This is a genomic window from Flavobacterium hungaricum (genome assembly GCF_015182285.1).
Lineage (GTDB): Bacteria > Bacteroidota > Bacteroidia > Flavobacteriales > Flavobacteriaceae > Flavobacterium > Flavobacterium hungaricum.
This window is the reverse complement of record NZ_PRDM01000002.1, coordinates 179,640-193,232: the sequence shown is the minus strand read 5'-3', so window position 1 is coordinate 193,232 and position 13,593 is coordinate 179,640. Positions and strand designations below refer to the sequence as shown.

Genomic DNA, 13,593 nt, shown 5'->3' with positions numbered 1-13,593 from the left:
CAATAAGTAGAAATACTTGTTTTTAACACTAAAAAATAAATTTCTAATAAAACATCCTCAAAAAGCGATTTTTACTTGACCGAAAGAGTTATTTATATGGATCAATTTTATAAAAATAACTATTATCTATTTTAACATTTGTTATAATAATGTGAACCGTTATGGAAAAAGGTTTTTAAGTCGTATCTTTGCAGACAATTTTGATTTAACATTGAAAATTAGCATTTTAAATCTTTAATAATTTAATGACGAATTATTTTTAGATTAATTATGCGCTTAAAAACAAATACCAAATAACAATGATAAAAGTTTCAGATACTGCCAAAAAGAAAATCATCGACTTGATGACGGATGATGGTTTTGATGCTGCACACGACTATGTTAGAGTAGGTGTAAAAAGCGGTGGTTGCTCTGGTTTGTCTTATGATTTAAAGTTTGACAAAACCAAAGGCGATGATGATAAAATATTCGTGGATAATGATATACAAATTGCAGTTGAAAAAAAATCATTCCTATATTTAGCCGGAACAATTTTAGAGTTTTCTGGAGGATTAAACGGGAAAGGATTTGTTTTCAATAATCCAAACGCAAGCAGAACTTGCGGATGCGGTGAATCATTTTCACTATAATAAAATAGAATACCAAGACTAATAAAGGTTAATTCTTATTCTGAATTGAATCTTTAAATCTTTAAATCAACAATGAGCAAATACACCGAAGACGATTTAAAAATCGAACTGGAAACCAAAGAATATGAATACGGATTTTATACCAATATAGAATCTGAGACTTTCCCTATTGGCTTAAACGAAGAAATTGTAAGAGCTATTTCGCTGAAAAAAGAAGAACCTGAATGGATGACCGAATGGCGCATCGAGGCTTTTCGTGCATGGAAAGAAATGATTGAACCAGAATGGGCAAACGTAAATTACGAAAAACCAGATTTTCAGGCAATTTCTTATTATTCAGCTCCAAAACAAGTAGATCCGGACAAAACACTGGATGATGTAGATCCAGAACTTTTAGAGATGTACAAAAAACTGGGAATTTCTGTTGATGAACAAAAAATGATGAACAATGTCGCTATGGATATTGTGGTCGATTCTGTTTCTGTAGCAACAACTTTCAAGAAAACTTTGGCTGAAAAAGGCATTATTTTTTGTCCAATTTCAGAAGCTATTAAAGAACATCCTGAATTAGTAAAAAAATATTTAGGAACCGTTGTACCTCAAAAAGACAACTTCTATGCAGCATTAAACTCAGCGGTTTTCTCTGACGGAAGTTTCTGTTATATTCCAAAAGGCGTTCGCTGCCCAATGGAACTTTCAACTTATTTTAGAATCAATCAGGCAGGAACAGGACAATTCGAAAGAACTCTTGTGATTGCAGATGCAGGAAGTTACGTTTCTTACCTTGAAGGCTGTACAGCTCCAAGCCGTGACGAAAACCAATTGCACGCCGCTGTAGTTGAACTTATTGCTTTGGATGATGCAGAAATTAAATATTCTACCGTTCAAAACTGGTTCCCTGGAAACAAAGAAGGAAAAGGCGGGGTTTACAACTTCGTAACCAAAAGAGGTTTATGCGAAACAAACGCTAAAATTTCATGGACTCAGGTTGAAACTGGTTCTGCAGTAACTTGGAAATATCCTTCTTGTGTACTTAAAGGAGACAATTCGGTTGGAGAATTTTATTCAATTGCCGTTACCAATAATTACCAACAAGCAGATACTGGAACTAAAATGATCCATTTAGGAAAAAATACTAAATCGACTATTATTTCTAAAGGTATTTCGGCTGGTAAATCACAAAACAGTTACCGTGGATTGGTGCAGATTTCTCCAAGAGCTGAGAATGCAAGAAACTTTTCGCAATGTGATTCTCTTTTAATGGGTAATAATTGCGGAGCACATACTTTCCCTTACATCGAAAGTAAAAATCCATCGGCAAAAATAGAGCACGAAGCAACTACAAGTAAAATTGGAGAAGATCAGGTCTTTTATTGCAACCAAAGAGGTATCCCGACAGAAAAAGCGATTGCCTTAATTGTAAACGGTTTCAGTAAAGACGTATTGAATAAACTACCAATGGAATTTGCTGTAGAAGCTCAAAAACTATTAGAGATTTCTTTAGAAGGTTCTGTAGGATAATTTGAAGATGCAAAATAAAAAAGTCATCATTTTAGGTTCTTCAAGAAAAAACGGAAATACAACAAAAATTGTAGATGCGCTTTCAAAAGAACACAACATTGATGTCGTTAATTTAAGTGATTATAGTATTTCATATTATGATTATGAAAGCAAAAATATAAACGATGATTTTTTACCTCTTATAAGAGGAATTATCGAAAAGTATGATACTTTAATTTTTGCAACGCCTATTTATTGGTATAATATGAGCGGAATTATGAAGGTCTTTTTTGACAGGATTTCAGATTTAATCCGAATTGAAAAAGAGACCGGACGAAAACTAAGAGGAAAAAAAATCGGAGTGATATCAAATTCTCACGATAATGAAACTGACGAAAGTTTTTACATTCCGTTTCAAAAATCAGCCGATTATCTGGGCATGGAATATTTAGGAAACAAGCATTTTAATGCAAACATCCTAAACCAATCAACAAAAATAGAATTGACATTTATATAAAATAAAAACAATGTTATCAATAAAAAACCTTCACGCCTCAATTGGTGATAAAGAAATCCTTAAAGGAATTAATATAGAAGTTAAAGCTGGAGAAGTTCACGCTATCATGGGACCAAACGGTTCTGGAAAAAGTACACTTTCTGCTGTTATTGCAGGAAACGAAAACTACGAAGTTACAGACGGAGAAGTTATTCTTGACGGAGAAGATCTTGCTGATCTTGCGCCAGAAGAAAGAGCGCACAAAGGTGTTTTCCTTTCTTTTCAATATCCTGTAGAAATTCCAGGAGTTAGTGTTACTAACTTCATGAAAACAGCTATCAACGAAACACGTAAAGCAAACGGTCAGGAAGAAATGCCGGCAAACGAAATGCTGAAAGTAATTCGTGAGAAATCTGAATTATTAGAAATCGATCGTAAATTTTTATCACGTTCATTAAACGAAGGGTTTTCTGGAGGAGAGAAAAAAAGAAACGAGATTTTCCAAATGGCAATGTTAGAGCCAAAATTGGCTATTCTTGACGAAACCGATTCTGGTCTTGATATCGATGCTTTAAGAATTGTGGCTAATGGAGTTAACAAATTAAAAAGCGACAAAAACGCAATTATCGTAATCACGCACTACCAACGTCTGTTAGACTATATCGTTCCAGATTTCGTTCACGTTCTTTACAACGGAAAAATCGTAAAATCTGGAGGAAAAGAATTGGCTTACGAATTGGAAGAAAAAGGATACGACTGGATTAAAGCAGAAAACTAATTTTGTTTCAGGTTTCATGTTTTTTTAGTTTCAGGTTAAACTTGTTTTTGTAAGTTTAAACTTAAATTAATTAAAACAGAAATTATGGCAACAATTAATCGATTTGAGGATTTAGAAATTTGGAAAGAAGCTCGCCGACTTGCAAAAGAAATTCACCTTATTGCAATTCATACAGAATTAAGATCAGATCTTAGATTCAAAAATCAAATAAAAGATTCTTCTGGATCAGTGATGGATAATATTGCTGAAGGTTTTGAAAGAGATGGAAATTTAGAATTTAGACAATTTTTATCTATCGCAAAAGGCTCTGCAGGAGAAACAAGATCTCAGTTATATCGGGTTTTTGATTTTGAATATATTTCAGAAGAAAAATTCGAAGCTTTAAAAAAGGATTATGAAAATTTAAGCGGTAAAATAAAAAACTTTATCACTTACCTAAATAAAAAAGATTTCAAGGGGAATAAGTTTCAATAAGCAACCTGAAACTTGAAACCTGAAACACCGAAGGAAACAAAAGAACAATGGATTTAAAAGAAAAATTAGTATCGTCTTTTATGGCTTTTGAAGAGCGTGTCGATGTGCATTCAGATTTGCATGACATACGTACAACTGCTATAAAAAACTTCGAAAATAAAGGTTTCCCAACCAAAAAAGAAGAAGCTTGGAAATACACATCGCTAAACGCCATCTTAAAAAATGACTTTACGGTTTTTCCTAAGCAGGAAAATGCAATCGAATTCAATCAGGTAAAAAAATACTTTTTACACGAAATTGACACTTATAAATTAGTTTTTATCGATGGTGTTTTCAGTTCGCATTTGTCTTCTACAACACACGACGGAATCGATGTTTGCTTAATGTCTTCGGCATTGACCAAACCAAAATATAAAATGATTATTGATACCTACTTCAATCAAATTGCAAGTAAAGACGACAGCTTGACGTCATTGAATACTGCATTTGCAATGGAAGGTGCTTTTATCAATATTCCAAAGAAAAAAGTGGCAGACAAACCTATTGAGATTATGTTTTTCTCAACAGGAAATGAAGCTGCATTAATGGTTCAGCCAAGAAATTTGGTTATTGTGGGTGAAAATTCACATGTTCAAATTATAGAGCGTCACCAAAGTTTAAACGAAAATCCAGTTTTAACAAACTCTGTTACCGAGATTTTTGCTCAAAAACGTGCTATTGTTGATTATTACAAAATTCAAAATGATAATAGCGAAGCTAACTTAGTTGACAACACTTATGTTTCGCAGCAACAAGAAAGTCATGCATATGTTCATACTTTCTCATTTGGAGGAAATTTGACTCGTAACAACTTAAACTTTTATCATTTTGGTGAAAGATTGACAAGTACGCTAAACGGAATTTCTATTTTGAATGATAAACAGCACGTTGATCATTATACTCTGGTAAACCATGCACAGCCAAACTGCGAAAGTTTTCAGGATTATAAAGGAATTTATTCGGATCGCTCAACTGGAGTTTTCAACGGAAAAGTTTTGGTAGAAAAAGAAGCTCAAAAAACAAATGCTTTCCAAAAAAGCAACAATATTTTATTGAGTGACAAAGCTACTATCAACGCAAAACCACAATTAGAGATTTTTGCAGATGATGTAAAATGTTCTCACGGATGTACGGTTGGACAGTTGGATGAAACTGCTATGTTCTACATGCAATCACGTGGTATCCCTCAAAAAGAAGCTAAAGCCTTATTGATGTACGCATTCTCAAATGCTGTTATCGAAAGCATCAAAATACCAGAATTAAAACAAAGAATTACTAAAATCATTGCCACGAAATTGGGCGTGAATTTAGGATTTGATTTGTAATAGATTAACCGCAAGGTTCGCTAAGTTTTACGCAAAGTTCGCAAGGTTTTTATATAAGCTTTGCGAACTTTGCGCTTTTTACCTTGCGTTCTTTGCAGTTAAATTTTATTTCCCAACAGCTGCAATCACCTCCTTCAAAAACCCATTAAAGTCAAACCTTTTATCACCTTCTCTTACCCCCATTCTCACAATTACCATATCTTTAGACGGAATAATCGCCACCATTTGACCTTGATAACCGCTGCAATAATACATATCACGAGGAACGTCTGGGAACTTCCCTCCCGCGTTTAACCAAAACTGTGCTCCATATTTCCCTTCAGAAGTGTTGGTTGGTTCTGCCGTATATTTTACCCAGCTTTCGTCAAGGATTTGTTCTCCGTTCCAGTTTCCTTTCTTAAGATATAATAATCCAAATTTAGACCAGTCCCGTGCGGTTGCCCATCCGTAGGATGAACCTACAAAAGTCCCCGACATATCTTGTTCTACAATCATCGAATTCATTCCGATTTTGTCGATTACTGCACTGTACCAAAAATCTAAATATTCTTGCTGTGTTTTAAATTGGCTTCTCAATATCCTGCACAATAAATTGGTTGTTCCAGAAGAGTAATTCCAATGGGTGTTTGGTTTAAATTCTGCTGGTTTGTCCAATTGTACTTTTCCCATATCTGCTGCCTGAAAAAGCATTACTGTTGCATCGCAGATTTTGGTGTAGTTTTCTTCCCATTCCAACCCAGAATTCATGTGCAGTAAATCATTAATAGTAATGTTTTTGCGTTCATCATTTTGCCATTCTGCAACAGGTGCGGGTTTGTAGATATCAAGCTTTCCTTGTTTTGCCAAAACTCCAAAAGCCGAGTTTGTGATGCTTTTTGTCATCGACCAGCCTAAAATTTTACTGTCTTTATTGAATCCTGTATCGTATTTTTCAGCAATCAATTTGTCTTTATACAAAACCACAATTGCGCGTGTTCTTTTCTCTTTTCTGCCCTCTTTATCAAAAGCATTTTCAACTGCATTTTTTAGTTTTGAATAATCAATATTAGCAAAAACCGTATCAGTTGGATCTGCATTCCCATAAGGAAATGGCAGCATTTTAGATTTATACGCTCTTCTACTTGGTACCAAATAAGGTTTTGAAACATCAAAATCATCATTAATCAAAATCGCTCCCAAACCTTCGCGATAAATTGCTTTTCTCTCTTTAAAACCATAAACAGATGCTGTTGCAAATTTCCCTGCTTCATCAATCGAGTTTTTTGCCTGGTTAATCAGATCGATATCATTGTCTGTCTTTTCGATTAAATCTAAAGAGCGATTATCCATAAAATGTCCCGAAGCAACACTTTTGGCAGAGAAACCAGAAATTAAATCAAGCTTTGGATAAGTAGTAAATCCGAAATACAAAAAAGCAAGAATCAGAACAAGTAAAAGTACTTTGAGAAATTTTTTCATAATGATTGACGTTATTTTTATTGCAATATAAATAATTTATGTTCACGTTTTTAGAACTCAAATTATAATTCTGTTTCGAATAATTCACAAAACCGAATTGATTTTTATGGAATCAGCATTTACAACAGCAGACAATAGCGTCATAAAAGGAAATTATAGAATTGCTGTATAAACAAATTTAGTTTTAGTACTTTTGTAAATAGATTTTTTCTAAATAAGACATGCTAGATATTCAAAAAATAAGAGCTGATTTTCCGATACTTTCACAAACTGTAAACGGAAAACCTTTAGTATATTTCGACAACGGAGCTACTTCGCAGAAACCACAAGTTGTGATTGATGCCGAAGTAAAATATTATCAGGAAATCAATGCCAATATTCACCGCGGCGTTCATACTTTAAGTCAATTAGCTACAGATGCTTACGAGGTTTCTCGTGGTAAAGTACAAAATCATATAAACGCAAAACACCCGCATGAAGTTCTTTTTACTTCGGGAACCACACACGGAATCAATTTAGTTTCAAATGGTTTTGCCTCTATTTTAAAATCAGGCGACGAAGTGATTGTTTCTTCATTGGAACACCACAGTAATATTGTGCCTTGGCAGATGTTGTGCGAAAGAACTGGAGCGGTTTTAAAAGTAATTCCGATTGATCAAAACGGAGAATTGATTATTTCAGAATTTGACGCTTTACTTTCTGACAAAACAAAAATTGTTACTGTTAATCATATTTCGAATGCATTGGGAGTAATCAATCCGATTAAATATATTATTGAGAAAGCACATGCTGTTGGCGCTGCAGTTTTAATTGACGGCGCTCAGGCTGTGCCGCATTTAAAACCAGATGTTCAGGAATTAGACTGCGATTTTTATGCTTTTTCTGGTCATAAAATGTGCGGTCCGACAGGAACTGGAATTTTATACGGAAAAGAAGAATGGCTCAATAAACTTCCTCCTTATCAGGGTGGGGGCGAAATGATCAAAGAGGTTACTTTCGAAAAAACAACTTACGCAGATCTTCCGCATAAATTTGAGGCTGGAACGCCAAATATTGCAGGTGGAATTGTCCTGGGAACTGCTATTGATTATTTAAACAATATTGGTTTTGATAAAATTCATGAATACGAAAATGAATTGCTGGAACATGCTACAAAACGTCTTTCTGAAATTGAAGGAATCAGAATTTACGGAAACACCAAAAATAAAGCTTCGGTAGTTTCGTTTAATATCGACGGAATTCACCCTTATGATATTGGTTCTATTATAGATAAGTTAGGAATTGCCGTTAGAACCGGACACCATTGCGCTCAGCCAATCATGAACTTTTTCTGTATTCCGGGAACTATTCGTGCTTCTTTTTCTTTTTACAATACCAAAGAAGAAATTGATTTAATGGTTGATGCTGTAAAACAAGCACAAACAATGTTAAGTTAAAAAATAAATATATGCGAATACTATCAATGGTACTCTTAACTGTTTTCATCGCAAGCGGATGCTGCAGTCAAAAAAAGGCAGACATGACAGCTACTCAAATTGAATATTCTGCACATTCTAGAGGCTACTTTAAAAGCATTGTAGTAGAGAACAAATCCGTTTCGGTTACTAAAGAACGAAATGCGGCAACTGTAAAAAGCACTATTGATGATGCAAAATGGAATGAGATTACAACTGCATTTTCAAAAATAAATTTAGAAAGCCTTTCTTCTCTCAAAGCACCAACCGATAAACGTGCATATGACGGGGCCGCTATTGGAAATTTAAAAATAACAAAAGACGGAAAAACCTATGAAACAGCAGGTTTCGACAATGGTTTTCCGCCAAAAGAAATTGAAAAACTGGTAAATTTATTAGTTGATTTCGCTAAAGAATAGTTATGACAATAAAAGAAATTCAAAACGAAATAATAGACGAATTCTCCATGTTTGATGACTGGATGCAGCGTTATGAATACATCATCGAATTAGGAAAAAGTCTTCCGTTAATTAAAGAAGAATACAAAACCGACGAGAATTTAATCAAAGGCTGTCAGTCTAAAGTTTGGCTGCAAGGAGAGCAAAAGGATGATAAAATTGTCTTTACAGCAGATAGTGATGCCATCTTGACAAAAGGAATTATTGCAATTTTGATTAGAGCTTTCTCTAACCAAAAAGCATCAGACATTATCAATGCTGATACCGAATTTATTGATGAAATCGGCCTAAAAGAACACTTATCAGCGACACGCGCAAACGGCTTGGTTTCGATGATAAAAAACATCAAAATGTACGCTTTGGCTTTTGATGCTAAAAACAAAAATTAAATTTCTTCGGCCACGAATTTCACGAATTAGCACGAATTTTAATAGGCAAACTGCTTAATTCGGGAAATTAGTGAAATTAGTGGCGAAAAAAATAACAAACAAAAAAATGGAACAAGAAATAGACACAAATGAATTAGGAGAATCAATCGTAAGAATTTTAAAAGGCATTTACGATCCTGAGATTCCTGTAGATATTTACGAATTAGGATTAATTTATGACGTAATGGTAAACACCGATTACGAAGTAAAGATCTTAATGACTCTAACTTCGCCAAACTGCCCGGTTGCAGAAAGTCTTCCGAGAGAAGTAGAAGAAAAAGTAAAAACCATCGAACACATAAAAGATGTAGAAGTCGAAATTACTTTTGATCCGCCTTGGAGTAAAGATTTAATGAGCGAAGAAGCAAAATTAGAATTAGGAATGCTTTAAAAAAAGTGTTCAGTATTTAGTTTTTTAGTGTTCAGTTAAAAGCTGATCACTAAAAACTGATCACTGTTTACTAGAAAATTATGGAAGAAATCGTTAACAAAGTCGCCAACAGCGCATTAGAAGTATTTGATCTTGAGGATTATTATCCGAAAGGAATACGCGTGCAGATTGACATTTCGCAATGGCTCTTAGAAGGTTTTTTATTAAAAGAAAAAGACTTTAGAGAGCATCTTAAAAATCATGACTGGTCACAATACCAAGACCAATACGTGGCCGTATATTGCAGCACAGACGCCATTATTCCCGCTTGGGCATTAATTCTGGTAAGTGTTCATCTGGCACCTTTTGCTAAAAAAGTCGTTAACGGAACAATTGAAGACCTTGATTCCAGCTTATATGAAGAAATCTTAAGCCAAATCGATTATTCTGTTTACAAAAGTAAACCCGTTATTGTAAAAGGATGTTCTAGAAAACCAGTTCCAATGAGAGCCTATATTCTGGCAACTACTTACCTGCAGCCATTTGCCCGAAGCATTATGTATGGCGAAGCATGCTCTGCAGTACCTTTATACAAAGAATCTAAGAAATAACCTGCAATTTCAAGCCGTTAACGCTAAACCTTCAATTCGTTTTTACTATATTTGTTAATATACTTAAATGAAATTACCATGAGAAAGCTGGCGTTAATACTATGCATTTTAGCGAACTTTGCTATTGTTCAGGCACAAAATTCAGAAAAAGAATTAATTCAGAATACCGAAAAAGCAGTAAAAAAAATCAACGATACAATTGAAGGCGAAGGCTGGAAAGCAAAAGGAACCGTATCGCTCTTATTGAACCAATCCAGCTTTAACAACTGGATCGCTGGTGGTGAAGATAGTTTTTCTGGAACTTTAGGCATAAATTACGACTTCAATTATAAAAAAGACGATCTTACTTGGGACAATAAAATTCTTGCTTCTTACGGACTTTTACAAACTAAAAATACCGACTTCGGAAAAAAAACAGATGACCGTCTAGAGTTCAATTCAATTGTTGGAAAAAGAGCTTTTGGTGAATGGTATTACTCCTATTTCCTAAATTTCAGAACCCAATTTACAACGGGTTATATTTACGGGCAGGATGAAAACGGAAAAGAAATTAGAACAGAACAAACCAAATTCATGTCTCCTGGATACCTAACCACGGGGCCTGGTATTTATTGGACAAAAGATGACAATCTTAAAATAAACTTTGCTCCTCTGACTTCAAAATTTACTTTTGTAGACAATGCTTATACAAGCGGAATTGACAGATTTACAGATTTGCCATATGTAGACGGCGACTATTTTGGAGTTGACGAAGGCAAAACCATGCGCTACGAACTCGGTTTTTATGCTTCTGTTTATTATAAATTAGCCATAATGACCAATGTAACAGCAGAAAACACGCTGAATTTATATTCTAATTATTTAGAAGATCCTCAAAATGTCGATATCAATTACTCCCTGAACATCATTATGAAAATTAACAAATTTCTGTCTGCAAACTTTTCTTTTCAGGCTATATATGATGACAATGCCTTCAGAGGTCTTCAAACAAGACAAGTATTTGGTTTAGGAGTTAATTTTGGGTTTTAATTTGAAATTGGAAACCACTTAATTTTACCGCAAAAACCACTAAATTATATTTAATACATCTTAAAAACACAAAGTTCGCAAGGCTGTAATATTTAGCTTTTGCGAACTTTGTGTTTAATAAAACCCTAGGATATAAAAATCTTAGCGCTCTTTGCCGTAAATTACTTATTCCTGCTCCTCTTCCTTTTCGATTGCATCTTTATAATCAGGATACAAAAACTTATTGTATGGGAATCTGGTTATATGAATCTGACGAACAGCCTCATACACTACTTCTCTAAACTCTTCGAAGTTTTCTTTATTTCTAGCCGAAATAAACAACGCATTATCTTCACCAACATTACTCATCCAAGTCTGTTTCCATTCGTTAAGTGAATAATGTTTACGTGTTCTTTCGGTAATCAAATCATCTTCGTCGATGGTAAGGTGTTTATAAGCATCGATTTTATTGAAAACCATAATGGTTGGTTTATCATTGCTTTTAATTTCCAGTAAAGTCTTATTTACAGATTCGATATGATCTTCAAATTCAGGATGCGAAATATCTACAACATGCAGTAATAAATCGGCTTCGCGAACCTCATCCAGAGTACTTTTAAAGGAATCAACCAATTGCGTTGGCAGTTTTCTAATAAATCCTACCGTGTCAGAAAGCAAAAACGGCAGATTTTTAATCACCACTTTTCGCACTGTTGTATCTAAAGTTGCGAATAATTTATTCTCAACAAAAACATCACTTTTACCAACAGCATTCATTAAAGTCGATTTTCCAACGTTGGTATAACCCACCAAAGCCACACGTACCATCGCACCGCGGTTGCTGCGCTGAACCCCCATTTGTTTGTCAATCGTTTTGATTTTATCTTTCAATAACGAAATTCGATCACGAACAATACGTCTGTCTGTTTCAATCTCTGTTTCTCCAGGACCACGCATACCGATACCTCCTTTTTGACGCTCAAGGTGCGTCCATAAACCAGAAAGCCTTGGCAGTAAATATTGGCATTGTGCCAATTCTACCTGCGTTCTAGCATACGAAGTTTCTGCTCTTTGCGCAAAAATATCCAGAATCAAGTTGGTTCTGTCCAGAATTTTACAATCAATAATTCTCGAGATGTTCTTTTGCTGTGACGGTGTTAACTCGTCATCAAAAATGACAGTCGAGATTTTGTTTTCTACAACAAAAAGATTGATTTCGTCTATTTTTCCCGTCCCTACAAAAGTTTTCGGGTTTGGGCGTTCCATTTTTTGCGAAAAGCGTTTTATTACTTCACCGCCAGCGGTAAACGTCAAAAACTCCAATTCGTCCAAATATTCGTTTAATTTTTCTTCACTTTGATTTTGAGTAACGATTCCAACAATTACCGTTCTCTCAAAATTTATAACTTCTTTTTCTAACATAGTCTTGAATAAGGTGCAAATTTAAACATTTGTACGCTACAATTGCTTATACAATTTCGTTTTTAAATTTATATCCGATGTGTTTCTTCATAAAAAAATGGAACTCCATCAAGATAAACTCGACAAAATTCCATTTGCAAATGGTCTAAGTTCTAAACCTTTATTCGTAAATAAACGTTTTTTCTGTTTTTACAATTCCGTTCTCTTCAATCTGCGAGCACGAAATTGGATAGTTTAATTTATTGTATTTGTATTTTCTGCTGATCGCCACTAAAACTGCAGACGATGGGCTAAAATTCATTTCGTTATTGTATGAAATAGATTCAAATTCAAATTCTTCTTCATGGTAAGAAATCATCGGAACAATAATTTTATAGTTATCCCCAAAAAGATTTTGAACAATTAACTGGTCAACTGATTTTTTATCATCATAAGTGTAAGATTTAGAAATTTTATCTCCTACTAATCCTTTATGTTTAGATACATTATCGTTTACATAAACATACTCTATTTTACCAATAATCTGTTTGTTTCTATCGCGGGAAGTACGTCTTACAATGATTCCGTTTTCTACGATATATTCAATATCGTCCACCAGATTCTGGTGATTGGTACTTTTCTTTGTAGTCACTTTTACTCTTGCGCCTTCATATCCAAAAGACACCACTTTAGTAATATAATTTGGACCTTCCTGATATTTTTTTACAAATTTCGTGATTCTGTTATCCGCGTCATAAGTATAGTTTACTACCTCTTTCCAGTCGCTTCCAACTTTATCTTTTACCGTCATATCCAGCAAACCGCTTTTGTTATAAAAAAAGTGCTGTATTACATCTGAAGTTGTAATTGTCTCTAGTTTACCATCTTTAAAAACCATTGTTTTGTTAACAATCTCTCCGTCTTTAGAGTTTTGGTAATTTGTTTTTACAATATTAATCTGCTTAAGTTTTACATTGTCCTGACTGTGCAATAGACATGGAAATACCATCATCAGGATGGCGATAAAGTAGGTCTTCATGTGATATTTGTATTGATTTGGGACGACCAAAGTACAAAAATCAATTATATTTCTAGGTTTTGAAATCTAAAAACTACAAACTTTTCAACAAAACACTAAAAATCAAACGTTTAATTTACATTTTA

The 13,593-nt window shown here is 34.2% G+C and carries 15 protein-coding genes; 12 read left to right on the top strand and 3 right to left on the bottom strand.

Annotated elements, in window-relative coordinates:
• Positions 1–299 precede the first annotated feature (299 nt).
• The 6 genes from C4F50_RS08625 (at position 300) to sufD (ending at position 5,241) form a co-directional block, all read left to right on the top strand.
• On the top strand, positions 300–629 hold the full coding sequence (locus tag C4F50_RS08625; RefSeq protein WP_026727150.1) for a HesB/IscA family protein: 330 nt from the start codon (positions 300–302) through the stop codon (positions 627–629).
• Between the two features lie 72 nt (positions 630–701).
• Positions 702–2,150 carry a Fe-S cluster assembly protein SufB gene (gene sufB, locus C4F50_RS08620; RefSeq protein WP_193846038.1) on the top strand — a complete coding sequence of 483 codons (1,449 nt, stop codon included), beginning with the start codon at positions 702–704 and terminating at the stop codon, positions 2,148–2,150.
• Between the two features lie 7 nt (positions 2,151–2,157).
• Positions 2,158–2,646, top strand: a complete 489-nt coding sequence (locus C4F50_RS08615; RefSeq protein WP_193846037.1) for a flavodoxin family protein — start codon at positions 2,158–2,160, stop codon at positions 2,644–2,646.
• A 10-nt stretch (positions 2,647–2,656) separates the two neighbouring features.
• The gene (gene sufC, locus C4F50_RS08610) at positions 2,657–3,403 is read left to right on the top strand and encodes a Fe-S cluster assembly ATPase SufC (protein ID WP_053472857.1); all 747 of its coding nucleotides are present in this window, start codon (positions 2,657–2,659) and stop codon (positions 3,401–3,403) included.
• Positions 3,404–3,487: 84 nt separating this feature from the next.
• Positions 3,488–3,877: a four helix bundle protein gene (locus C4F50_RS08605; RefSeq protein WP_193846036.1), complete on the top strand. Its 390-nt coding sequence runs from the start codon at positions 3,488–3,490 to the stop codon at positions 3,875–3,877.
• 47 nt (positions 3,878–3,924) lie between these two features.
• On the top strand, positions 3,925–5,241 hold the full coding sequence (gene sufD / locus C4F50_RS08600; protein WP_193846035.1) for a Fe-S cluster assembly protein SufD: 1,317 nt from the start codon (positions 3,925–3,927) through the stop codon (positions 5,239–5,241).
• A gap of 105 nt (positions 5,242–5,346) precedes the next feature.
• Here the strand turns inward: sufD and C4F50_RS08595 are convergent, their stop codons facing one another.
• Entirely contained in the window at positions 5,347–6,699 is a 1,353-nt protein-coding gene (locus C4F50_RS08595; protein WP_193846034.1) for a serine hydrolase domain-containing protein, read from the bottom strand.
• 221 nt (positions 6,700–6,920) lie between these two features.
• Here C4F50_RS08595 and C4F50_RS08590 point away from each other — a divergent pair, with 221 nt between their 5' ends.
• The 6 genes from C4F50_RS08590 (at position 6,921) to C4F50_RS08565 (ending at position 11,049) form a co-directional block, all read left to right on the top strand.
• Positions 6,921–8,135, top strand: a complete 1,215-nt coding sequence (locus C4F50_RS08590; protein ID WP_193846033.1) for an aminotransferase class V-fold PLP-dependent enzyme — start codon at positions 6,921–6,923, stop codon at positions 8,133–8,135.
• 11 nt (positions 8,136–8,146) lie between these two features.
• Positions 8,147–8,572: a hypothetical protein gene (locus C4F50_RS08585; RefSeq protein ID WP_193846032.1), complete on the top strand. Its 426-nt coding sequence runs from the start codon at positions 8,147–8,149 to the stop codon at positions 8,570–8,572.
• Positions 8,573–8,574: 2 nt separating this feature from the next.
• Positions 8,575–9,000 (top strand): SufE family protein, encoded by a 426-nt coding sequence (locus C4F50_RS08580; protein ID WP_071635876.1) that lies wholly within the window; start codon positions 8,575–8,577, stop codon positions 8,998–9,000.
• A 106-nt stretch (positions 9,001–9,106) separates the two neighbouring features.
• The gene (locus C4F50_RS08575; RefSeq protein ID WP_025570977.1) at positions 9,107–9,430 is read left to right on the top strand and encodes an SUF system Fe-S cluster assembly protein; all 324 of its coding nucleotides are present in this window, start codon (positions 9,107–9,109) and stop codon (positions 9,428–9,430) included.
• A gap of 80 nt (positions 9,431–9,510) precedes the next feature.
• A complete protein-coding gene (locus C4F50_RS08570; RefSeq protein ID WP_193846031.1) occupies positions 9,511–10,020 on the top strand; it encodes a DUF2480 family protein in 510 nt (169 codons plus the stop codon).
• A 78-nt stretch (positions 10,021–10,098) separates the two neighbouring features.
• Positions 10,099–11,049 carry a DUF3078 domain-containing protein gene (locus tag C4F50_RS08565; protein WP_193846030.1) on the top strand — a complete coding sequence of 317 codons (951 nt, stop codon included), beginning with the start codon at positions 10,099–10,101 and terminating at the stop codon, positions 11,047–11,049.
• A 165-nt stretch (positions 11,050–11,214) separates the two neighbouring features.
• Here the strand turns inward: C4F50_RS08565 and hflX are convergent, their stop codons facing one another.
• Both hflX and C4F50_RS08555 read right to left on the bottom strand, forming a co-directional pair.
• The gene (gene hflX / locus C4F50_RS08560; RefSeq protein ID WP_193846029.1) at positions 11,215–12,450 is read right to left on the bottom strand and encodes a GTPase HflX; all 1,236 of its coding nucleotides are present in this window, start codon (positions 12,448–12,450) and stop codon (positions 11,215–11,217) included.
• 160 nt (positions 12,451–12,610) lie between these two features.
• Positions 12,611–13,468 (bottom strand): hypothetical protein, encoded by an 858-nt coding sequence (locus C4F50_RS08555; RefSeq protein ID WP_193846028.1) that lies wholly within the window; start codon positions 13,466–13,468, stop codon positions 12,611–12,613.
• Positions 13,469–13,593: the final 125 nt, after the last annotated feature.

Bases quoted from the DNA above. Each gene is read 5' to 3' on its own strand.
- C4F50_RS08625 (WP_026727150.1), top strand. From the start codon at position 300: ATGATAAAAGTTTCAGATACTGCCAAAAAGAAAATCATCGACTTGATG.
- sufB (WP_193846038.1), top strand. From the start codon at position 702: ATGAGCAAATACACCGAAGACGATTTAAAAATCGAACTGGAAACCAAA.
- C4F50_RS08615 (WP_193846037.1), top strand. From the start codon at position 2,158: ATGCAAAATAAAAAAGTCATCATTTTAGGTTCTTCAAGAAAAAACGGA.
- sufC (WP_053472857.1), top strand. From the start codon at position 2,657: ATGTTATCAATAAAAAACCTTCACGCCTCAATTGGTGATAAAGAAATC.
- C4F50_RS08605 (WP_193846036.1), top strand. From the start codon at position 3,488: ATGGCAACAATTAATCGATTTGAGGATTTAGAAATTTGGAAAGAAGCT.
- sufD (WP_193846035.1), top strand. From the start codon at position 3,925: ATGGATTTAAAAGAAAAATTAGTATCGTCTTTTATGGCTTTTGAAGAG.
- C4F50_RS08595 (WP_193846034.1), bottom strand. From the start codon at position 6,699: ATGAAAAAATTTCTCAAAGTACTTTTACTTGTTCTGATTCTTGCTTTT.
- C4F50_RS08590 (WP_193846033.1), top strand. From the start codon at position 6,921: ATGCTAGATATTCAAAAAATAAGAGCTGATTTTCCGATACTTTCACAA.
- C4F50_RS08585 (WP_193846032.1), top strand. From the start codon at position 8,147: ATGCGAATACTATCAATGGTACTCTTAACTGTTTTCATCGCAAGCGGA.
- C4F50_RS08580 (WP_071635876.1), top strand. From the start codon at position 8,575: ATGACAATAAAAGAAATTCAAAACGAAATAATAGACGAATTCTCCATG.
- C4F50_RS08575 (WP_025570977.1), top strand. From the start codon at position 9,107: ATGGAACAAGAAATAGACACAAATGAATTAGGAGAATCAATCGTAAGA.
- C4F50_RS08570 (WP_193846031.1), top strand. From the start codon at position 9,511: ATGGAAGAAATCGTTAACAAAGTCGCCAACAGCGCATTAGAAGTATTT.
- C4F50_RS08565 (WP_193846030.1), top strand. From the start codon at position 10,099: ATGAGAAAGCTGGCGTTAATACTATGCATTTTAGCGAACTTTGCTATT.
- hflX (WP_193846029.1), bottom strand. From the start codon at position 12,450: ATGTTAGAAAAAGAAGTTATAAATTTTGAGAGAACGGTAATTGTTGGA.
- C4F50_RS08555 (WP_193846028.1), bottom strand. From the start codon at position 13,468: ATGAAGACCTACTTTATCGCCATCCTGATGATGGTATTTCCATGTCTA.